We start from the raw sequence: 18,122 nt of genomic DNA on the forward strand, positions 1-18,122 counted from the left end.
TCAGACGGCGGTGAGGAAGTTCCGGATGAGGTCGTGGCCCGACCCGGTCAACACGCTCTCCGGGTGGAACTGGACCGCCTCGATCGGGTGCTCGCGGTGGCGGATCCCCATCACGATCGACTCGCCGCCGTGGTCCGTGGTGGCCGTGACGTCGAACGCCTCGGGGACCTCGGTCGCCGCCAGCGAGTGGTAGCGGCCGGCGCGGAACCCCTGGTCGAGCCCGCGGAACACGCCCTCCCCGTCGTGGTCGACGGGGAACGCCTTGCCGTGGACGGGCTCGGGGGCGTGCCCGACGGTCCCGCCGTACTCGTAGACCGCGGCCTCTAAGCCGAGACAGACGCCGAGCGTCGGCACCGACGGCGACAGGTCGCGGAGCACGGACATCGTCACGCCCACGTCGCGGTCGTTCTTCGGGTGGCCGGGCCCCGGGCTGATGATCACGGCGTCGGGCTTGGCGGATTCGATCTCGTCGAGCGACGCCGTGTTCTTGAACACGTCGACCGCGACCGGCTCCCCGCCGACCGTCTGGTCGGAGACGTACTCGACGAGGTTGTAGGTGAACGAGTCGAAGTTGTCGACGACGGCGACCTTCATCGCTCCGCCTCCGTGCCGGTGGCGAGCGCCCCGTCGTCGTCCTCGGCGGGCGCCGCCGAGTCGGCGTCGCCGTCCCGCGCTTCGCCCTCGCGGATGCGGTCGATCGCGGTCAACACGCCGTCCATCTTCTGTTCGGTCTCCTCGTACTCGGCGGCGGGGTCGGAGTCGGCGACGAGGCCAGCGCCGGCGCGCACGCCGACGACGGACTCGTCGCCCGACTCGTCGAGCGTCGCGGTCCGGATGACGATCGCGAAGTCGGCGTCGCCGGTCCACGAGTAGTAGCCGACGCCGCCGCCGTACGCCTCCCGCGGGGTCGTCTCCAGGTCGTCGATGATCTCCATCGCGCGCACCTTCGGCGCGCCGGTGAGCGTCCCGGCCGGGAACGTCGCGCGCGTCGCGTCGAACGCGTCGGCGTCGGCCGCGAGCGTCCCCGTCACGGTCGACTCGATGTGCTGGACGTGGCTGTACTTCAGCACGTTCATGAACTCCTCGACGCGGACGGATCCCGGCTCGGAGACGCGCCGCACGTCGTTGCGCGCGAGGTCGACGAGCATCGTGTGCTCGGCGCGCTCCTTCCCGTCGGCGAGCATCTCGCCCGCGAGCCGGCGGTCCTCGACCGGGCTGGTCCCGCGTGGACAGGTGCCGGCGATGGGGTTCGAGACGACGCGATCGCCCTGGACCGACACGAGCGTCTCGGGGCTCGCGCCGACGACGGTCCGGTCGTCGTGCCGGAGCACGTACATGTACGGCGAGGGGTTCACGTCCCGGAGCGCCGCGTACAGCCCGAGCGAGTCGACCTCGCCTCGGAGCTCGCGGCTCCGCGAGATCACGCCCTGGTAGATGTCGCCGTCGAGGACGTGGCGCTTGGCGGTCCGAACCGCCTCCTCGTACTCCTCGCGCGGGTCCGCCGACTCCTCGCGCACGCGGACCCCGTCCGGGTCGGGCGGCGCGGCCTCGCGCAGTTCGGCCGCGACCCGCTCGGCCTCGTCGACCAGGTCGTCGTAGACGGCGGCGGGGTCGTCGTCGACGCCGATCACCGGCGTGAACACCAGCTCGGCGCCGCCCTCCCGCTCGTCGAAGACCACGGTCCGCGTCGTGAGCGCGAACTCGGCGTCGGGGAACTCCGTCTCGGGGCGCTCGACGCCGACCTCCTCCAGCCAGAGGTCGTACACCGCCTCGTACGCGAGGAACCCGACGAAGCCGCCCGAGAGGATCTGCCGGTCGGTGTCCGGGAAGCCGCGCAGGCTCGCGTCCGGGAACGCCGCGCGGACGCGGTCGACCGCGTCGCCCGCGGCGGGCCCGAGGTCGCCGTCGGCCGCGTCCCCGTCCGCGCCGACGAAGTCGGCGGCCGGCCCCAGCTCGGTCACCTCGGTGCGGTCCGGGTGGACCGAGACGATCGCCTCCGGGTCGTAACCGACGAACGAGTACCGGGCGTGACGGTCCGCCTTGCCGTCCGCGGTAAACGCGCCGTCCGGGTCGCTGGAGGCGACCTTCTCCCCGGACTCTAAGAGGAAGCCGTACGGCCCCTCGCCGACGAGGGTCGCGTACGCGCCCACCGGGGTCACGTCCGCGTCGAGCGCGGCCGACGCGCGGACCACGACCGGCCGCTGGGCGTCGGCCGCGAGGTCGACGAACTCGGCTTTCGTCCGGTCAAGCGGGGGCGCGTCGCTCATGCCAGCTCCATCTCCCGGCCCGCGTTCGCGACGAAGCGGGCCACCGCGTTGTGGTCCTTCCGTCCGCCCTCGATCTCGACGCCGGAGGCGACGTCGACCGCGAAGGGGTCGGCGACGCGGACCGCCTCGGCGACGTTGTCGGCCGTGAGCCCGCCCGCCAGCACGACCGGGGTCGTGAGCCGGGCGGCGAGGTCGCCGGTCGCGCGCCAGTCGTGCGTCTCGCCGGTGCCGCCCGCGCCCGAGTCGTCGGTGGAGTCGACGACCAGCGCGTCGACCGCGCCGTCCAGCTCCTCAGCGCGGGCCGGCTCGTCGGCGTCGACCGTGAGCAGCACCTTCCGTTCCGTCTCCGCGCGGACGTACCGCAGCTCGTCGAGCGTCCACTCGCCGTGGAGCTGGATCGCGTCGGGGGCGACCGTCCGGGCGAGCTCGACCGCGCGCTCGGCGGAGTCGGGCATCGTCACGAGCGTCGCGGTGACGAACGGGGGCACGGCGGCGAGCAGCTCGGCCGCCGTCGCCGGGTCGACCTCGCGCGGCGAGTCGACCGGCACCTCCGTGATCACGCCGACCGCGTCGGCGCCCGCGTCGACCGCGGCGCGGAGGTCGGCCTCGTCGGTCAGCCCGCAGATCTTCACCCGGGCCATCAGTCGTCGTCCTCCGCGGTCGCCCCGAGCCCGCCGTCGGCCGGCTCGCCGTCGCCGCAGAGCGCCGCGAACTTCTCGGCGGCCGCGCCGGAGTCGATCGCCTCGGCCGCCCGCTCGACGCCCGCCGCGAGCGTGTCGGCCTCGCCGGCGACGTAGATCGCCGCGCCCGCGTTCGCCAGTATCAGGTCGCGCTTCGGGCCCGTGACGGAGCCGTCGACGATCCCGCGCAGGTCCGCGGCGTTCTCTTCGGGGCTTCCGCCCGCGACCGCGTCGATCGGGGCGCGGTCGAGCCCGAGGTCCTCCGGCGCGATGGTGAACTCGGTCACCGCCTCGCCGTCTACCTCGGCGGCGACGGTCTCGTCGTGGATCCCGATCTCGTCCATGCCGGCGCCGTGGACGACGAGGGCGCGCTCGACGGGCATGTGTGCGAGCGAGCGCGCGATGACGGGCACGAGGTCGGGATCGTAGACGCCGAGCACCTGCGCGTCGGCGCCGGCGGGGTTTGTGAGCGGCCCGAGGACGTTGAAGATCGTCCGCATGCCCAGCTCCTTGCGCGGGCCGATGACTGCCTTCATCGCCGGGTGGAAGACCGGCGCGAGCATGAAGCCGATCCCGTCCGCCTCGATCGCCGCCTCGACGGCGGGCGGCTCGGCTTCCACGTCGGCGCCCGCGACCTCCAGCACGTCCGCGCTTCCCGACGAGGAAGAGACGGAGTAGTTGCCGTGCTTCGCGATCGGCACCCCGGCCCCCGCGGCGACGATGGCGGCGGTCGTCGACACGTTGATCGTGTCGTAGTCGTCGCCGCCGGTGCCGCAGGTGTCGACGAGCGGGTCGCGGTCGGGCTCGATCGTGCGCGCCGCGTCGCGCATCCCCCGCGCGAAGCCGGCGATCTCGGCCTCGGTCTCGCCCTTCGTCCGGAGCGCGGCCAGCAGCGCCCCGATCTGGGCGTCCGTCGCCTCCTCGAAGACCAGCCGCGCGGCCTCGCGCGCCTCGGCTACGGTCAGATCCTCCCCGTCCGTCACGCGCTCGACCGTGTCGTTGAGATTCATTGTGTCCACCGATGTAGTATTCCGCGTTGTGATGTACAAGTATGTACACTAATTTAACGCTGTCGCCGCGACGGGAAGCGGTACCGTGGTTCGAGAACGCGGAAGAACGCGGGGAGCGGCGGCCGAGAGCGGAGAAGCGACGGCGGCAGCGCGGAACCGGCTCCTACGCCGGGTCGAGCGCCCGCGACCCGTCGGCTTCGACGACGACGACGGGGACCTCCGCGTCGCCGATGACGGTGTCGGTCGTGGAGCCGAAGACGAAGCGGCCGACCGTCCCGGTGGTCGGCGCGCCGACGACGACGAGGTCGTAGTACGCGGACTGCTCGACGATGGCGCCCGCCGCGGTCCGGTCCTCGACGAGCCATCGGTCCGCGCGGTCGAACCCGCCGAGCCTGTCCTCGGCAGCGTCGAGGAGCCGCTCGCCGGCCGCGGCGTAGTCGGTGTCGTCCGCGTCGCCTGCGTCGACGACCGTTCCGGAGGCGTCCTCGTCCGGGCCGGCGTCGGCCAGCGCCGCGTCCGAGGGGACGACGTGGAACAGTTCGAGCCACGCGTCGGTCGCGGCGGCGATCTCCCGCGCCACGTCGACGGTCGCGCCCGAGTGCGGGCCGGGGCCGACGGCGACGAGGACCGAGGAGACCCGGTCGGGGCGGTCCGCGCGGTCGGCGCCGTTCAGCGACACGGCGGCGGCGGCCGGGACTCCGCCGCCCTCCTCGACCGCGGGCCGGATGACGGGGTCGCCGACCGCGGGCTCGCCCGCGTGGCCGGCGCCCCCGGTCCCGGCCGAACCGCCCGACCCGCCGCGGGCCCCGCCGTTTCGCGTCCCGCCCTCGCGGGCGTTTCCGCCGTCGGCGTCGCTCCCGTTCATGTGCGAACGTCTGACGCTCGTCAGATAAATCCCGTTGGTTCCGAGACCGTCGCGGTCCGAGGCGGTGCGCTGCGGGGCCGGACCCGGGACGAGGAGACCCTGGATGCGGGCGCGCTACTCCCGGAAGAACGCCTCGTCCTCGAACGGCTCGTCTTCACCCTCCACCGCGAGCACGTCGAGCGCCGTCACCTCGGCCCCGACGCCGAGCAGGCCGGCGAGGCTCGGCTCGGTGCGTCCCTCGTCGCCGGAGATCAGCTCCTTGATGTAGAGCCCGCCCTCGCCGCCGATCTCGACGGTCGCGCGCCGCGGGCCGCCGAGTTCGGCGGTCGCCTCGTACACGTCGCGCTCGCGGGTGATGCTCGCGCGGCGGTGGTCGACGCGGTTCGGCGTGTACTGCTCGACGGTCGCTCCCTCCAGCTCCGCGACCGCGTCGGCGAGCGCGTCGGCGTCGACGTCGACGTCGAACGCCACCTGCGCGCGGTACCGCTTCCCGGCGTCGTGCTCCTTCACGCGCTCGACCATCTCGTAGGTCGCGAGCCGGAGGCCCTCGACCTCGACCGCGCCGTCGGCGAACGCGTTGATGTCCGACTGGAGGCGGTCGGTGTCGACCCGGCGCCGGCGCGGCTCCTCGACCTCGATCACGAACGGGCGGCCGGTGCCGAGCATGAGGGCGTCGACGTCCTCGCGGCCCGCGCCGTGGAACGTCGCCTCGGTCCCGTCCATCACGTCCTCGACGATCGGCGCGGTGTACTCCTCGACGCTGTCGTCGTAGAGGTAGCCGGAGCCGCCGCAGTGGTCGCAGGGGTCGGCGCCCTGTCGCCCGGACCCCTTACACTCGCGGCAGGGCCACTCGGTCTGGGGGATGTCGCGCTCTAGCTTCCGGTACCGGCCGTAGACGAACGTGGAGTTGACCTTCGCGTCGATGGCGTCCTCGGCCAGGTCGATCGTGAACTGGACGTCCGGGCGGTCAAAGGAGACCTCGGCGCCCGTGGTCCGCCCGACCCGCTTGCCGACCTCGCGGTTGAACTCCGACTTGAACGGCTCGCCCGCGTCCTCGTCGAGGCCGGCGTCGGCGCGGAGCAGGGCCTCGTTCTCCTCGATCAGCGGCGGCGGGCGCGTGCCCACGTTGTACGTGTCGAACTCGATCCCCTCGACCGCCTCGGCGGCGCGGGCGGCCCAGTCGTCGAACTCCGCGCAGCGCCCCTCGCACACCCAGCAGTCCGCGGTGTCGACCGCCTCGTGGTCCTCGTCGTCGCGCAGCGCGAGCGACACCCGGAGCGCCGAGCCGCGGTCGGCGTTCGACAGCCCGAAGCTCCGGTCGGCGACGAGCCGGCCGAGACAGGCGTCGCACACGGGCCCCGTCTCGGTCGCGCGCGCCGCGACGTCGAGTACGTCCATACGCCAACCAGCGCGCCGGGTGGTAACTGTCTTACTACTCGGTCGAGACGGGGCGGCCGAGCGACGCCTCCCCCCGCGAACGGGGGGCGGAGTCGGATCGTTCAATGTCGCCCGGGCGGAGGGGATCGGTATGGGAACGCCACTCGACCCGCGGGAGGAGCAGGTCGCGGAAGTCCTCGACCGGCTCTACGAGGAGTACCCGGACTCGACCATCTCGCTCAACTACTCGAACCGGCTGGAGCTGCTCATCGCCGTGATCCTCTCCGCCCAGTGTACCGACGAGCGCGTGAACTCGGTGTGCGCCGACCTGTTCGAGACGTACGAGACGCCCGAGGAGTACGCGAGCGCGCCCCAGGAGGAACTCGCGGAGGCGATAAACTCGATCACCTACTACAACAACAAGGCGAAGTACATCCGCTCGGCGTGCGCGGACATCGCCGAGGAGCACGGCGGCGAGGTGCCGGACACGATGTCGGAGCTGACCGATCTCGCGGGGGTGGGCCGCAAGACCGCCAACGTCGTCCTCCAACACGGCCACGACGTCGTCGAGGGCATCGTCGTCGACACCCACGTCCAGCGGCTCACGCGGCGGCTGGGGATCACCGAGGAGGAGCGTCCGGAAGCGATCGAACAGGACCTGCTCGACGTGGTCCCCGAGAGCGACTGGCAGCAGTTCACGCACCTCATGATCGACCACGGCCGCGCGACGTGTACCGCGATCAACCCCGACTGCGCCGACTGCGTGCTCGCCGACGTCTGTCCCTCGGAGAAGGGCGACGGCGACCTGGATCTCGCGAGCGGCGAGGCGTGGTGAGCGGGTCGGAGAGCGCCCGGGACCGATAACGTTCGGCACGGGTATTTAAATACCCCACCGATGCGGGGGACACCACGGATCCGTCTCGCCGCGAGGGAACGCGCTCGCCGATTTATACGGGAATTCGGCGTATCGGTAACCGAGGAGAGACACTATGTCCACCAAAACCACGAACGAGTTCGGCGGCGAGATCGGCGGCATCACCCTGTCGGGGAAGGCGCACTCGCTGTCGGCGCTGTTCATCGTCCTGCTCCGGGCGACCATCGGCGGGATGATCCTGTTCGCCGGCCTCGGGAAGGTCTCCGAGTGGCCGTTCGACGCCGCGGGCTACCTCGCGAACGTCAACCCGGCGAGCCCGGTCAGCGGGCTGTACGCCGCGATGGCGTCGAGTCCGGCGCTCATGGAGGTCGTCAACGTGATCGTTCCGGTCACGCAGGTGCTCATCGGCGCGGCGCTCATCGCGGGCGCGTTCGTCCGCCTGGCCGCGCTCGGCGGCGCGATCCAGATGCTGCTGTTCTACCTCGGCGGGTGGAGCGGCGAGGCGCTCGCGCTGTTCGACTCGACGCTGGTGTACGCGATGGTGTTCCTCACCGTCGCCGCGTTCGGCGCGGGTCGCGTCCTCGGACTGGACGCCTACATCGAGCGGATCGAGGTCGGGGGGCAGGCGCTCGTCGAGCGGTTCCCGAAGCTCCGCTACGTCCTCGGCTGAGCGGGACGGTGTCGAGCGCGGGACGGTGTCGAGCGCGGTGGGGGAACCGGGCGCGTGACGGCGCGCCGCCGACTCGTTTTCGATCGAGTCGGGGTGCTGTCGGGCCGCTTTTTCGACACCGGTTCGCAGGGAGCGGTACGGCCGGCCCTGCCGATGCCGCCACCGATCGACGAGGCCGGGGGAGACGCCGGATCACCCGTCGGCGACGGTGATCGGGAAGGATTCGCGGACGCTTCGCTCGGAGTCCGCGTCCGGGTAAACGGTTACTCCGTACTGATACTCGCCCGGCTCGGCGGACTCGCCGACAGCGATCGGGACCCTGACAGTCACGCTGGTACGTCCGGACCAGAACCACCGTGGCGGATAGGAGTCCGCCCCCGAGTCCGGCGACGGGGTGACCTCCCGCTCCGAGGCGCTCAGCCCGAGGGTGATGCCGTCCGGCGGGGGGCGAAAAGAGAAGCCGCCCACGTCGGTGGCCTCGACCGTGACGGTCGCCTCGCCCCCGCGCGGGATCGTCGGCTCTTCGCCGTCGATCGTCGGGTCCCACTCGCCGTCGCGGTCGCCGGCACAGCCGGCCAGCGCGGCCGCGCCGGCGGAGAGGAGTCCGGCGACGAACCGGCGTCGGCTCATGTCTGTGAACGGCGCTCGACGCAGCAAGTGTCTTGTGGGGCGCGTCCGGACTGTGCGGTCGCTTCTGAGCGCGCGTCCGGACCGCCGCCGCGTCTTCCGTCTTCCAATCCTTATAAGAGCGCGCGACCGGTACGAGGCGGTAATGGAACTCGGTTCGCGGGACGCGTTCTCCCGGATGGGGACGCTCGGCATCGAGGAGGAGTTCTACATCGTCGATGCCGAGGGCCGCCCGACGTCCGGGACCGACGACCTCGTGTACGGTCGCGACCCGCCGGCTGCGGTGCCGGAGGGGTTCGACCACGAGCTGTTCGAGTGCACGATAGAGGCCCAGACCGAGACGATGGCGGACCCCGCGGACGCCGCGGACGCGCTCGCGACCGTCCGCGAGGCGCTCGTCGACCACGCCGCCGCCGACGGGTATCGGATCGCGGCCGCCGGCCTCCACCCGGCGGCGAAGTGGCGCGAGCTCGACCACGTGAAGAAGCCCCGGTACCAGGCCCAACTGGACCGCATTCAGTACCCGCAACACCGGAACACGACCGCGGGGCTCCACGTCCACGTCGGCGTCGACGACGCGGACAAGGCCGTCTGGGTCGCGAACCGCCTGCGGTGGCACTGTCCCGTGCTGCTCGCGCTGTCGGCGAACTCCCCGTTCTGGAACGGATTCGACACCGGGCTGGCCTCGGCCCGCGCGAAGGTGTTCGAGAACCTCCCGAACACCGGCATCCCGTCGGCGTTCGACGACTTCGACGCGTTCCGGCGGTACGAGCGCCGGATGGTCGAGACCGACTCCATCGCGGACCGCGGCGAGCTGTGGTTCGACGTGCGCCCCCACACCGGCCACGGCACGGTCGAGGTGCGGGCGCCGGACGCCCAGCGCGACCCCGAGGTGACCCTCGCGCTCGCCGAGTACGTCCGGGCGCTGGTCGTCGACTACGCCGAGCGATACGAGGACGGCGAGTCGCCCCCGTCGCTGCGCAGGGAACTGCTCGACGAGAACAAGTGGCGCGCCATCCGGCACGGACACGACGCCGCGTTCGTCGACCGCGACGGCGAGGGGACGACCCCGCTGGGCGAGGTGGTCGACGCCGAGTGCGACCGGCTCGGGATCGACGGCATCCGGGAAGTGTACGAGGCCGAGAGCGGCGCCGCGCGCCAGCGCCGGATCCGCGAGGAGTCGGGCGCCGACGCGCTGCGCGCGGACCTCGTCGTCGCCCCCTGACACCGTCCTCAACCCCTGACACCGAGGCCGAAAGCCCCGAGGCGCGTTCTCGGCGTTCCGTCGGAACGAAAGCGACGAGAAACCCTTTTGCCCGCGTAGCTCCCACTCTCTGTCATGACCGCGAACGATTCACCCTCCGAACCGGGAGACGACGTGGAGGAGTCTCCGACGGAGCGGACCCGGGAGGAGCTGCGGAAGACGAAAGAGCGCCTCGGCGAGGGCGCCGACAGGGCGGTGAAGGGGTTCGACGACAACGTGGTCGACCTGCTCGCGTGGCTGCTCGACACCGAGACGCGGGCGCGCATCTACGTCTACCTCCGCGACAACCCGCACAGCACGAGCGACGAGGTCGCCGACGGCACCGGCCTGTACCCGAGCACCGTCCGCGAGGCGCTCGCCGAGCTCCACGACGAGGGCACCGTCGAGCGCGACAAGCGGAAGGCCGAGGGCGCGGGCAACAACCCCTACGAGTACGAGGCCATCGCGCCGAGCGACCTCGTCCGCGGGGTCGTCGGCGACGTCCAGGCGGAGCTGAACGCCGTCTTCAACCTCGACCGGCGGCTCGGCGGCGAGTCGCCCGACGGCGACACCGAGCCCGTCCAGATATCCGTGGACGGCGACGGCGAGCCCGTCGGCGACGGCGAAGCGGACGCGGACGACGGCGGCGACGAGCCGTCGAACTGAGCCGCCGACGGCAGTTCGGGACCATTTAAGTTCGACCCGCGTAACGGAGAGGCATGAACGTCGCGCTGGGGGGTACGTTCGATCCCGTTCACGACGGCCACCGCAAGCTGTTCGAACGGGCGTTCGAGCTGGGTGACGTCACCGTCGGGCTCACCTCCGACGAGCTGGCGCCCGAGACCCGACACGTCGAGCGGTACGTCCGCCCCTACGACCGGCGCGAGCGCGACCTCGAAGCGGAGCTGGCCCCGCGCGCCGAGGCGCACGGCCGCGACTACGAGATCCGCGAGCTGACGGAGCCGACCGGCATCGCGGTCGAACCGGAGTTCGACGCGTTGATCGTCTCCCCCGAGACGAAGGCGGGCGGCGAGCGGATCAACGAGATCCGCGCCGAGCACGGCCGCGACCCGCTCGACCTGGTCGTCGTCGATCACGTGGCGGCGGAGGACGGCGAGCGCATCTCCTCGACGCGGGTCGTCGCGGGCGAGATCGACGAACACGGCAACCTCACCCCCGACCGAGAGGGGCGGGGCGCGACGCGTCCGGAATGACCGACAGCGACGCGAGCGAGGCGGACGCGGCCGCGTCCCGACGCGCGGCGCTGCGCCGGATCGCCCTCGGCGAGACCGGCTTCGAGCGGGCGACGGTGTGGAGCGCGGTCGGCTTCGCGCTGTCGTACGCGGCCTTCGACGCGACGGCCGCGGTCGGCGTCGGCGACCCGGCGGTCGTCGGGGCCCTGGCCGCGGTGACGGCGGTCGCCGCGGTCGCGTTCGCGGCGACCGGGGGCGGCGCGTTCCCGGCGATCCTGCTGACGTACGGCCCGTTCGCGGGGACGTTCCTCCGGGGACTCGGCCCGGAGCCGTACGTCCTCCCGTTCACCGCCGGCGGCCCGGCCGCCGCCGCGTTCACCGCCCCGCTCGCGCTCGCCGTCGCGGTCGCGGTCGCGGTCGGCGCCGCGTCGACGGTCGTCGGGTACGTCTTCTCGCGCATCGCCGCGTCGCGGTAGGGGACGGAATCCCCCCGTCTCAGTCGTCGAGCGTCCCGTTCAACACCTTCGCGGCGACGAGTATCGGGTCCCACACCGGGCTGAACGGCGGCGCGTACGCGAGGTCGAGCCGCTCGATCTCCGGGACCGTCATGTCCGCCTCGATGGCGGTCGCGAGCGTGTCGATCCGGACCGCCGCGCGGTCGGTACCGACGATGCTCCCGCCGAGCAGCCGTCCCGTGTCGCGGTCGGCGACGAGCGTCACGTCCGTCTCGGCCGCGCCGGGATAGTAGCCGGAGCGCGACCCCGCGGTCACCGTCTCGCTCACCGGGTCGAACCCGGCGGCCTCGGCCTCGTCGCGGTCCAAGATTCCGACGCGAGCGGCCTCGGCGTCGAACGCCTTCACCGCCGCCGTACCCGCGATGTCGCCGACCGGCGTCGGGTCGCCGGCGACCGTCGCCCCGATCGCGCGCCCGGCGCGGTTCGCGGTGAGGCCGAGCGGGACCCAGTCCGGCTCGCCGGTCACCGCGTGGCGCGCGGTCGCGCAGTCGCCCGCGGCGTACACGTCCGGAAGGCTGGTGCGGCCGTGATCGTCGACGCGGACCGCTTCGCCGGGCCCGAGGTCGACCCCGGTGCCGGCGAGCAGGTCGGTGTTCGGCCGGATCCCGACGCCGACGACCGCCATGTCGACGGGGACTCGCTCGGAGGCCTCGCCGCCGCCGCGTCCGACCTCGATCGCCTCGATCCGGCCGTCGCCGACGAGCGCGTCGACCGGGGCGTCGGTGTGGACGGTCACGCCCTCGGCTTCGAGCGCCGCCTCGACGCGGTTCCCGACGGTCTCCCCGAACGGCGAGAGGAGGTGGCCCGAGCGGTGGAACACGTGGACGTCCAGCCCGCGCTCGGTGAGGGCCTCGGCGACCTCGACGCCGACGTACCCGCCGCCGACGACCGCGGCGGTCTCGGGGGCCGGCATCGCGGCGTTGCGGTCGACGCGCTCGCGGTCGACGGCGCTCACGTCTGCGCGGGCCGCGTCGTAGGCGTCCGGCTCGGAGACGTAGGCGTCGATGGCGGCGGCCGCGTCCATGTTGTGTAACGTGAACGCGCCGTCGACGCCGCGTACGTCGAAGGGACCGGTGGTCGCGCGCGCGCCGGTGGCGACGAGCAGGTCGCCGTACGCCCGCTCGAAGCGGTCGCCATCGGACGTCTCGACCGTCACGCGCTTCGCGTCCGGGTCGACGGCGACGACCTCGCGGCCTCGCCGGAGGTCGATCCCCCGCTCGTCGACCTCGCTCGGCGACAGCGACAGGAGGTCCGACATGCGGTCGACGTAGCCCGCGATGAAGTACGGCATCCCGCAGTAGGCGTACGATATCCACCGGCCCTTCTCGAAGACGACGACCTCGCGGTCGGGCGCCTCGCGTCGGAACTTACTGGCCGCACTCAACCCCGCCGCGTCGGCCCCGACGACCACGAACGGATCGCTCATGGCCGGATATCGACGGGGCAGGTGAAAAAGTCACGCCGCGGGTGCGGGCCGGGCACGCGACCGGATGGGTGCGGGCGCGGGGTGCGGAGCGGTCAGTCGCCGTCGTCGTCCGCCAGCCGCGAGAGGGTCTCGCGGGCGTTCGCGACCGCCTTCTCCTTTTTCGCCGGGTACGCTTCGACCTTCGTCCGGACGGTGACCCCCGGGCCGAGCCTGACGTCGCCGCGGAACGCCGCCTGCTTGTCGACGCGGAGGAACAGCGCGCAGTTGTCGTCGACCCGCTCGTCGAGCTCGTCGAGGACGCGGTCGAGGTCCTCCAGCTCGGAGAGCCGGTCGAGGACGTGGCGCATCTCGTCGGCCCGCTCGACCCGGGCCGAGAGCACGACGATCCGGTCCCCGTGGTGGCCCGCGTTCTCGACGCGGTCGAGTTCGACGTCCTCGGGCAGGAGCGAGCGGAGCGCCTGCTCGACGCGTTTGACGTCCTCCGTGGCGTACGAGAACGCGCGGAGGTCGACGTAATGGAAGGGGACTTTCGGCATGCGGTACGGGTGGAGGCGGCGTTACTCCTCGCTCTCGACGGCGTCGAGCGCGTCCTCCGGGACGCCCGTCTCCTGGCCGTCCTCGAAGCTGACCGTGTACGTCGCGTCGCCGAACATCGTCTCCATCACCTGCGTGATCTTCCCCGTCTCGCCGTCGTACTCGCTGTGTTTGTCGTGGAGCACGACCTCGTCCTCCTTCTCGAAGCTCATGGCGATTCGTTCCGCCGGGACGGTTAAAAGCGCGCGGATCCCGACCGAGACGGAGGTGCGAGTCGGCGGCGGCGGTCTCGGGGAACCGCTCCCCGTCGCCTCACGTCACGGCGAGCAGCGCCGCGCCGAACGCGATCATCAGCGCGAGCCCGACCGCGAGCCAGACGAGGGCGCTGTCGACGGCGACCGCGACCGCGACCGCGGCGCCGACCGCGACGAGCCCGAAGACCGCGCCCGCGACCCCGCCGCTCCTGACGAGGCGGTCGAGCGCGTTCACCGCGCGCTGCCCGGGCGGAATCTCCGGGGGCCGCTCCGGGGGCGCCGAGAAGGTCTCGTCGACCGCGACCGACTCGCTCGGGGTCTCGGGCGACGGGTCGATCCGAACGTCGACGTACGCCGTGTTCGAGCCGTAGCCGGTGACGATCTTCAGTTTGCCGCGGACCGGTTCGTCGACGTCGGCCGTCGAGACGTGGACGCGGCGGGTGGCCTCGTCGGCGACGAAGTGGTTGCCGTCGTCGAGCGCGGCCGCCCGGTCGAGGTCGTCGTCGAAGTGGAGGTGGACGTGCGTCGAGCGCCCGCTGTTCTCGAGCACGACCGGGAACGGTCCGTCGGTGACGAACGAGTCCGGCGCGTCGATGTCGTGGACCGCCTCCCCGTTCAGTTCGACGTCGAGTGTCGGCACGAGTGGGACCACGACCCCGCACTAAAAAAAGATTCACACGACCGAGATGTTCCCGGAGACGCGGCGGCCGATCGCCGGAGCGCGGGCGGACGGTCGGGTCCGCTACGCCGCCGCCTCTTCGCGCATGTCCGGCGGCAGGAGGTTCGGGATCCCGTCCTCGATGGGGTACGTCTCGCCGCACTCCGTACAGGTGAGCGTCCCCGCGAGCACCTCCTCGTCGTCCGCCTCGTCGGCGTCGAGTTCGAGGGTCGCCTTGTCGAGCGGACAGCAGATCACGTCCATCAGGGATTCCTTCATACCGCTCGGTTGGGGTGGACCGATAAAAAAGCGTGCGGGTCGCGACCGTCGCGCCGTCTCGGACCGGCCGACCGGGGCGTCGCGGCGCCGCGGCGCCGCGGTCGCTCCGGATAACAACCTCTTTGCCGCCGCGCGCCGCCCTCCGTGACATGGGCATCCCGGCGGAGCGTATCGAGCGGCTGTTCGCCCTCGCCCGCGAGGCGGTCGTCGACGACGAGTACGACCGCGCCCGCGAGTACGTCGCCCGCGCCCGCCGGATCGCCGAGCGGAACCGCTGCGGCGTTCCCAGCGAACTCTCTAGGCGCGCCTGCGACGACTGCGCCGTCTACCTCCGCCCCGGGAAGACGAGCCGCGTCCGGACGCGACCCGGGCGCGTGGTCGTCCGGTGTACCGAGTGCGGGGCGACGGCGCGGTACCCGTATGGCGACAGCTAGTGGGACGTAGGTCGAGCGCGTCTCTCGGTTGACTTCGCGAGGTCGACATCCGCGGTATCCCGCTCACCACCAAAGGCACTTACCGCTCCGACGGAGTTGAGAGACAAGAATGGTGTCGCCGTCCGGCCGTACTCTCCAGATCCTCGGCATCGTGACCGCCGTACTGCTGGTCGTGCTCCTGTTTTATCCGGGGACGTTTTCCTCCCCGTACGTGGACCCAAACCTCGATCAGTTCTCACATACGCTGGAGTCCGAATGGGAAGGAGACGGCGAGATCCCCGTCTACCAGTACGACGAGCTCTCGCCGGCAGCACAGGACCTGTTTGATCGGACCAGAAGTGCTGGAGGCTCGTACAGCCCCGACGTCTGTGCGGAGTTCATGCTCGTCTGTGACGGGTACTACGAGGACGAGCTCCCGGACGAGTTCGCCTACGGAGCGTACCTGTCGCCGTCAGAGTCGCACGTGATCGTCGAAGAAGGCGACGAGCGCTACGTGCTCAAGACGGGACAGGGCTCGGTCCAGGCCATATACTTCGACACCGGCGGCATCGTCTCGTTCGTCACGCTGATCCCCACCGCCCTCTTCCTCGCGTTCGTGGTCGGTGCGAATCGTATCATCGGGACGACCGCGGCCGACCGCGTCCTCGGAGCGTCCGTCGCCAGCGGGGCGACCCTCGGCGCCCTCTCGCTCGTCGCGCCCTATCTCGAGATGTACGGCGTCGTCACGGCGGCGCGGCTCGGACGATGGGTAATAGCCGCACTGTACGCCGGTTTCGTCGAACTGGGGTACCTCAGAGTGGTCGTCGTCAACCTGCTCTGATCGACTCAGGCCTCCCGCTCGCGCAGCCGGTCGAGCACCGAGGCCGTCCCGTCCATGAACCCCTCCGAGACCACCTCGTCGGCGGCCTCGCGGGCCGCGTCGTCCGCGTTGGCGACGGCGTACGACTCGCCGGCGACCTCGAACGTCGAGACGTCGTTCTCGCTGTCGCCGACCGCGACGAACTCGTCGGCGGCGAGCCCGAGCGCGTCGGTGACGACGCCGAGCGCCCGCCCCTTGCTCACGCCCGTCGACTTCACGTGATAGGCGTAGCCGGTGTCGACGACCTCCACGTCGTCGACGGCCGCGGCGACCTCCCGCAGGAGCGCCTCGTCGGCGTCGGGCGAGCACGCCACCTCCGTCTCGCGCCAGCGGTTCACCGTGTCGCCGTCCCCCCACCCGACCTCGCCGCCGCGCTCGCGGAACGCCTCGACGACGGCCCGCGCCGCGTCCGGGTCGCCGACGACCGTCGTCTCGCCGTCGACGTACGCGACGCCGCCGTTCTCCGCGATCACCGTCTCCTCCCGGCCGAGGAAGTGCGCGAGCGCGACCGGGTACGGGAACGCCTTCCCGGTGGCGAAGACTATCGGGGCGTCCCAGTCGGGCAGCAGTTCGAAGGCCCGCGGGTCGATCCGGTGGTCCGGCGTCGTCAGCGTGCCGTCGATGTCGAGCGCGAGTGGCGGGACCATACCCCGAGTCGGCGGCTCGGCGACAACTGTCTTCCGTTCGAACGAAGCGCGGTCGGGTCGGCCGCGCGCCGTCCGCACGCGGGGCGCCCGCCCGAGGCGAGCGCGGAGCGCGGTCGAGGGGTCGCGCGGCGCTACCCGGTCCGGACGGGGCGGTCGAACAGCTCGCGGAAGACGACCGTCGGGAACAGCGGCACGAGCCGGCTCGGCGGCCGGCCCTTGCCGTCACTCCGGTGGACGGTGACCCGTTCGAGCAGGCCGGCGTCGGCCAGCTCGTAGAGGACGCGCCGCACCGTCGACGCCGACAGGTCGACCCCGGGGCGCCCCGCGATGGCCTCCGTCGCCATCCCCACGGTCGACCGCTCCTCCTCCGTGAGCCCGGCGAGCGCGTAGAGGAGCCGCTGGCGGCTCTCGGGCAGCGCGAGGACGCGACCCAGCGCCACGCAGGGGCGCGGGACCCCGTCGGTGCCGGCGTCGACGTCGCCCGCTCTGACCGTGGACGCGCCGGCCCGCTCCGCGTTGACCGCCGCGCCCATCACGGCGGCGAGCGCGTCGTGGGCGTCGCCCGCGGCCCACTCGACTATCTCGCGGATCTGGTCGTGGCTGAGCGCGTCGCGGCCGAGCCCGGTCGAACACCGGCTCGTCAGCAGCTCGACGAGCACGTGCCGGCGGTACTTCGCGAACTCGACGGTGGTCTCCGGCTCCCAGTCGACCGCGTCCGGCGGGTCGCGGCCGATACAGGCCGGCGTGAGCTGCTCGCCCACGTCGGTGAGCCAGTCGACGAGCGTCGCCGCGGTCGGCGTCTCGGCCTCGTTCGTGTGGTCGACCGCGACGACCAGGTCGGGCCCGGTGCGCATCGCGTCGCGCAGCGAGTCGGCCAGGTCCTCGGTACCGATCCCGTGGTCGGGGACGTGTTCGTCGCTCATCGCGGCCAGCATCGCGTGGTACAGTCGGAACCGGGTCGAGGCGTTCCGCGCGTCGACGTACACGAACCCGGGAATCGTCGGCTCGACCGCCCGCGTAGTCGTCTGGATCGCCCGGCGCGGGCCGCTGTGGCTCGCGAGCCGGTCGAACAGCGCGGAGACGACCGCCGACTTGCCGCTCCCCTTCGGTCCGTACACGTAGACGCTCGGCGGGAGCGACCCGGAGAAGGCGGGTTCGAACACGTCGAGGAGCCGCTCTATGGCCGGCCCGCGGCCGACCGGCGAGTCGACGTGTCTGACCGGAGACACGGCTTCGAAGTCGGCGAGGACGCTCATGCCGGCGTCGTAGCCGAGCCGCCGCTCGATCCGGTCGTCGATGTTCACGGTCGACCCTCCGGGATAGTCGAACAAAACGGCCCCGAATCGGGACCGGACGACGGCCCTCGGGGCGGACCGCTTCGCTCGCCTGAGCCGCCTACCAGTGGGCGGGCTTGTACCGGTTGATGACGACCGTCGAGACGACGAAGACGACCCCGCTGATGACGCCGGCGATCGCGCCGACCGCCAGCCGGACCGCGGGCGTCCCCTCGGAGACGAGCGCCGTCACGACTGCCACGGCTCCCATCACGACGAGGAGGTTCCGTCGGTCCCGCCGGTCCAGCCCGATCCGGTCTAGCATACCACGTCGTCTCGGCCGGGGCAGTTAAACGCCCCGCGTTCGGCTCGCGACCGCGTCCCGTCGGGCGGGCGGGCGGCGCCGCGGTCCTCCGCGGGCGACGGTCGAAGTCGG

The 18,122-nt window shown here is 72.1% G+C and carries 23 protein-coding genes; 8 read left to right on the forward strand and 15 right to left on the reverse strand.

Annotated features, from left to right (window positions below):
• The 6 genes from trpG to DVK06_RS00700 form a co-directional block, all read right to left on the reverse strand.
• The gene (gene trpG, locus DVK06_RS00675) at nucleotides 1-594 is read right to left on the reverse strand and encodes an anthranilate synthase component II (RefSeq protein ID WP_121598940.1); all 594 of its coding nucleotides are present in this window, start codon (nucleotides 592-594) and stop codon (nucleotides 1-3) included.
• Nucleotides 591-2,267: an anthranilate synthase component I gene (gene trpE / locus DVK06_RS00680; protein ID WP_121598941.1), complete on the reverse strand. Its 1,677-nt coding sequence runs from the start codon at nucleotides 2,265-2,267 to the stop codon at nucleotides 591-593. The genes trpG and trpE overlap by 4 nt, the downstream gene beginning before the upstream one ends.
• A complete protein-coding gene (locus DVK06_RS00685) occupies nucleotides 2,264-2,908 on the reverse strand; it encodes a phosphoribosylanthranilate isomerase (RefSeq protein ID WP_053772120.1) in 645 nt (214 codons plus the stop codon). The genes trpE and DVK06_RS00685 overlap by 4 nt, the downstream gene beginning before the upstream one ends.
• Complete coding sequence (trpD, locus tag DVK06_RS00690) at nucleotides 2,908-3,957, reverse strand: anthranilate phosphoribosyltransferase (RefSeq protein WP_121598942.1); 1,050 nt, start codon at nucleotides 3,955-3,957, stop codon at nucleotides 2,908-2,910. Before trpD ends, DVK06_RS00685 begins: the two co-directional genes overlap by 1 nt.
• A 163-nt stretch (nucleotides 3,958-4,120) precedes the next feature.
• Nucleotides 4,121-4,822, reverse strand: a complete 702-nt coding sequence (locus tag DVK06_RS00695) for a universal stress protein (protein WP_121598943.1) — start codon at nucleotides 4,820-4,822, stop codon at nucleotides 4,121-4,123.
• Nucleotides 4,823-4,936: 114 nt separating this feature from the next.
• On the reverse strand, nucleotides 4,937-6,220 hold the full coding sequence (locus DVK06_RS00700; protein WP_121598944.1) for a tRNA pseudouridine(54/55) synthase Pus10: 1,284 nt from the start codon (nucleotides 6,218-6,220) through the stop codon (nucleotides 4,937-4,939).
• A gap of 130 nt (nucleotides 6,221-6,350) precedes the next feature.
• Between DVK06_RS00700 and nth the strand changes: the two genes are divergently transcribed.
• Nucleotides 6,351-7,034, forward strand: coding sequence for an endonuclease III (gene nth, locus DVK06_RS00705; protein ID WP_121598945.1), 684 nt, complete (start codon nucleotides 6,351-6,353; stop codon nucleotides 7,032-7,034).
• A gap of 154 nt (nucleotides 7,035-7,188) precedes the next feature.
• Nucleotides 7,189-7,743 carry a DoxX family protein gene (locus tag DVK06_RS00710; RefSeq protein ID WP_121598946.1) on the forward strand — a complete coding sequence of 185 codons (555 nt, stop codon included), beginning with the start codon at nucleotides 7,189-7,191 and terminating at the stop codon, nucleotides 7,741-7,743.
• A gap of 192 nt (nucleotides 7,744-7,935) precedes the next feature.
• On the opposite strand, the gene DVK06_RS00715 is transcribed toward DVK06_RS00710, so the two are convergent.
• Nucleotides 7,936-8,373 (reverse strand): hypothetical protein, encoded by a 438-nt coding sequence (locus tag DVK06_RS00715; protein WP_121598947.1) that lies wholly within the window; start codon nucleotides 8,371-8,373, stop codon nucleotides 7,936-7,938.
• A gap of 142 nt (nucleotides 8,374-8,515) precedes the next feature.
• On the opposite strand from DVK06_RS00715, the gene DVK06_RS00720 reads away from it, so the two are divergent.
• The 4 genes from DVK06_RS00720 to DVK06_RS00735 all read left to right on the forward strand — a co-directional run bounded on the left by DVK06_RS00720 (nucleotide 8,516) and on the right by DVK06_RS00735 (nucleotide 11,282).
• A complete protein-coding gene (locus tag DVK06_RS00720) occupies nucleotides 8,516-9,595 on the forward strand; it encodes a glutamate--cysteine ligase (protein ID WP_053772127.1) in 1,080 nt (359 codons plus the stop codon).
• Nucleotides 9,596-9,709: 114 nt separating this feature from the next.
• Complete coding sequence (locus DVK06_RS00725) at nucleotides 9,710-10,279, forward strand: winged helix-turn-helix domain-containing protein (RefSeq protein WP_121598948.1); 570 nt, start codon at nucleotides 9,710-9,712, stop codon at nucleotides 10,277-10,279.
• A 53-nt stretch (nucleotides 10,280-10,332) separates the two neighbouring features.
• Entirely contained in the window at nucleotides 10,333-10,827 is a 495-nt protein-coding gene (locus DVK06_RS00730; RefSeq protein ID WP_053772129.1) for a phosphopantetheine adenylyltransferase, read from the forward strand.
• Nucleotides 10,824-11,282, forward strand: a complete 459-nt coding sequence (locus DVK06_RS00735) for a hypothetical protein (protein WP_053772130.1) — start codon at nucleotides 10,824-10,826, stop codon at nucleotides 11,280-11,282. The genes DVK06_RS00730 and DVK06_RS00735 overlap by 4 nt, the downstream gene beginning before the upstream one ends.
• Nucleotides 11,283-11,301: 19 nt before the next feature.
• On the opposite strand, the gene DVK06_RS00740 is transcribed toward DVK06_RS00735, so the two are convergent.
• From DVK06_RS00740 to DVK06_RS00760, 5 genes are all read right to left on the reverse strand, one after another.
• A complete protein-coding gene (locus tag DVK06_RS00740) occupies nucleotides 11,302-12,747 on the reverse strand; it encodes an FAD-dependent oxidoreductase (RefSeq protein ID WP_121598949.1) in 1,446 nt (481 codons plus the stop codon).
• Between the two features lie 92 nt (nucleotides 12,748-12,839).
• Nucleotides 12,840-13,283, reverse strand: coding sequence for an RNA-binding protein (locus DVK06_RS00745; protein WP_121598950.1), 444 nt, complete (start codon nucleotides 13,281-13,283; stop codon nucleotides 12,840-12,842).
• 21 nt (nucleotides 13,284-13,304) lie between these two features.
• Nucleotides 13,305-13,493: a hypothetical protein gene (locus tag DVK06_RS00750; RefSeq protein WP_017342881.1), complete on the reverse strand. Its 189-nt coding sequence runs from the start codon at nucleotides 13,491-13,493 to the stop codon at nucleotides 13,305-13,307.
• 100 nt (nucleotides 13,494-13,593) lie between these two features.
• Nucleotides 13,594-14,175: a hypothetical protein gene (locus DVK06_RS00755; RefSeq protein ID WP_173228113.1), complete on the reverse strand. Its 582-nt coding sequence runs from the start codon at nucleotides 14,173-14,175 to the stop codon at nucleotides 13,594-13,596.
• A gap of 102 nt (nucleotides 14,176-14,277) precedes the next feature.
• Nucleotides 14,278-14,472: a methytransferase partner Trm112 gene (locus DVK06_RS00760; RefSeq protein WP_199236359.1), complete on the reverse strand. Its 195-nt coding sequence runs from the start codon at nucleotides 14,470-14,472 to the stop codon at nucleotides 14,278-14,280.
• A 149-nt stretch (nucleotides 14,473-14,621) separates the two neighbouring features.
• Between DVK06_RS00760 and DVK06_RS00765 the strand changes: the two genes are divergently transcribed.
• Entirely contained in the window at nucleotides 14,622-14,906 is a 285-nt protein-coding gene (locus tag DVK06_RS00765) for a ribonuclease P protein component 4 (RefSeq protein ID WP_121598952.1), read from the forward strand.
• A gap of 109 nt (nucleotides 14,907-15,015) precedes the next feature.
• On the forward strand, nucleotides 15,016-15,726 hold the full coding sequence (locus DVK06_RS00770; RefSeq protein WP_121598953.1) for a hypothetical protein: 711 nt from the start codon (nucleotides 15,016-15,018) through the stop codon (nucleotides 15,724-15,726).
• Nucleotides 15,727-15,731: 5 nt separating this feature from the next.
• Here the strand turns inward: DVK06_RS00770 and DVK06_RS00775 are convergent, their stop codons facing one another.
• From DVK06_RS00775 to DVK06_RS00785, 3 genes are all read right to left on the reverse strand, one after another.
• The gene (locus DVK06_RS00775; RefSeq protein WP_121598954.1) at nucleotides 15,732-16,412 is read right to left on the reverse strand and encodes an HAD-IIB family hydrolase; all 681 of its coding nucleotides are present in this window, start codon (nucleotides 16,410-16,412) and stop codon (nucleotides 15,732-15,734) included.
• Nucleotides 16,413-16,543: 131 nt separating this feature from the next.
• Nucleotides 16,544-17,716, reverse strand: a complete 1,173-nt coding sequence (locus tag DVK06_RS00780; RefSeq protein ID WP_053772136.1) for a Cdc6/Cdc18 family protein — start codon at nucleotides 17,714-17,716, stop codon at nucleotides 16,544-16,546.
• A gap of 91 nt (nucleotides 17,717-17,807) precedes the next feature.
• Nucleotides 17,808-18,011: a hypothetical protein gene (locus DVK06_RS00785; RefSeq protein ID WP_053772137.1), complete on the reverse strand. Its 204-nt coding sequence runs from the start codon at nucleotides 18,009-18,011 to the stop codon at nucleotides 17,808-17,810.
• Between the last annotated feature and the right edge of the window lie 111 nt (nucleotides 18,012-18,122).

The sequence above is a fragment of the Halorubrum sp. Atlit-28R genome (assembly GCF_003665955.1).
GTDB classification, from domain to species: domain Archaea; phylum Halobacteriota; class Halobacteria; order Halobacteriales; family Haloferacaceae; genus Halorubrum; species Halorubrum tropicale.

Coding starts and splice junctions, on each gene's coding strand:
- DVK06_RS00710 (WP_121598946.1), top strand. CDS start 7,189: ATGTCCACCAAAACCACGAACGAGTTCGGCGGCGAGATCGGCGGCATC.
- DVK06_RS00685 (WP_053772120.1), bottom strand. CDS start 2,908: ATGGCCCGGGTGAAGATCTGCGGGCTGACCGACGAGGCCGACCTCCGC.
- DVK06_RS00750 (WP_017342881.1), bottom strand. CDS start 13,493: ATGAGCTTCGAGAAGGAGGACGAGGTCGTGCTCCACGACAAACACAGC.
- DVK06_RS00715 (WP_121598947.1), bottom strand. CDS start 8,373: ATGAGCCGACGCCGGTTCGTCGCCGGACTCCTCTCCGCCGGCGCGGCC.
- DVK06_RS00720 (WP_053772127.1), top strand. CDS start 8,516: ATGGAACTCGGTTCGCGGGACGCGTTCTCCCGGATGGGGACGCTCGGC.
- trpE (WP_121598941.1), bottom strand. CDS start 2,267: ATGAGCGACGCGCCCCCGCTTGACCGGACGAAAGCCGAGTTCGTCGAC.
- DVK06_RS00735 (WP_053772130.1), top strand. CDS start 10,824: ATGACCGACAGCGACGCGAGCGAGGCGGACGCGGCCGCGTCCCGACGC.
- DVK06_RS00770 (WP_121598953.1), top strand. CDS start 15,016: ATGGTGTCGCCGTCCGGCCGTACTCTCCAGATCCTCGGCATCGTGACC.
- DVK06_RS00695 (WP_121598943.1), bottom strand. CDS start 4,822: ATGAACGGGAGCGACGCCGACGGCGGAAACGCCCGCGAGGGCGGGACG.
- DVK06_RS00745 (WP_121598950.1), bottom strand. CDS start 13,283: ATGCCGAAAGTCCCCTTCCATTACGTCGACCTCCGCGCGTTCTCGTAC.
- nth (WP_121598945.1), top strand. CDS start 6,351: ATGGGAACGCCACTCGACCCGCGGGAGGAGCAGGTCGCGGAAGTCCTC.
- trpG (WP_121598940.1), bottom strand. CDS start 594: ATGAAGGTCGCCGTCGTCGACAACTTCGACTCGTTCACCTACAACCTC.
- DVK06_RS00740 (WP_121598949.1), bottom strand. CDS start 12,747: ATGAGCGATCCGTTCGTGGTCGTCGGGGCCGACGCGGCGGGGTTGAGT.
- DVK06_RS00775 (WP_121598954.1), bottom strand. CDS start 16,412: ATGGTCCCGCCACTCGCGCTCGACATCGACGGCACGCTGACGACGCCG.
- DVK06_RS00730 (WP_053772129.1), top strand. CDS start 10,333: ATGAACGTCGCGCTGGGGGGTACGTTCGATCCCGTTCACGACGGCCAC.
- DVK06_RS00700 (WP_121598944.1), bottom strand. CDS start 6,220: ATGGACGTACTCGACGTCGCGGCGCGCGCGACCGAGACGGGGCCCGTG.
- DVK06_RS00785 (WP_053772137.1), bottom strand. CDS start 18,011: ATGCTAGACCGGATCGGGCTGGACCGGCGGGACCGACGGAACCTCCTC.
- trpD (WP_121598942.1), bottom strand. CDS start 3,957: ATGAATCTCAACGACACGGTCGAGCGCGTGACGGACGGGGAGGATCTG.
- DVK06_RS00725 (WP_121598948.1), top strand. CDS start 9,710: ATGACCGCGAACGATTCACCCTCCGAACCGGGAGACGACGTGGAGGAG.
- DVK06_RS00765 (WP_121598952.1), top strand. CDS start 14,622: ATGGGCATCCCGGCGGAGCGTATCGAGCGGCTGTTCGCCCTCGCCCGC.
- DVK06_RS00760 (WP_199236359.1), bottom strand. CDS start 14,472: ATGAAGGAATCCCTGATGGACGTGATCTGCTGTCCGCTCGACAAGGCG.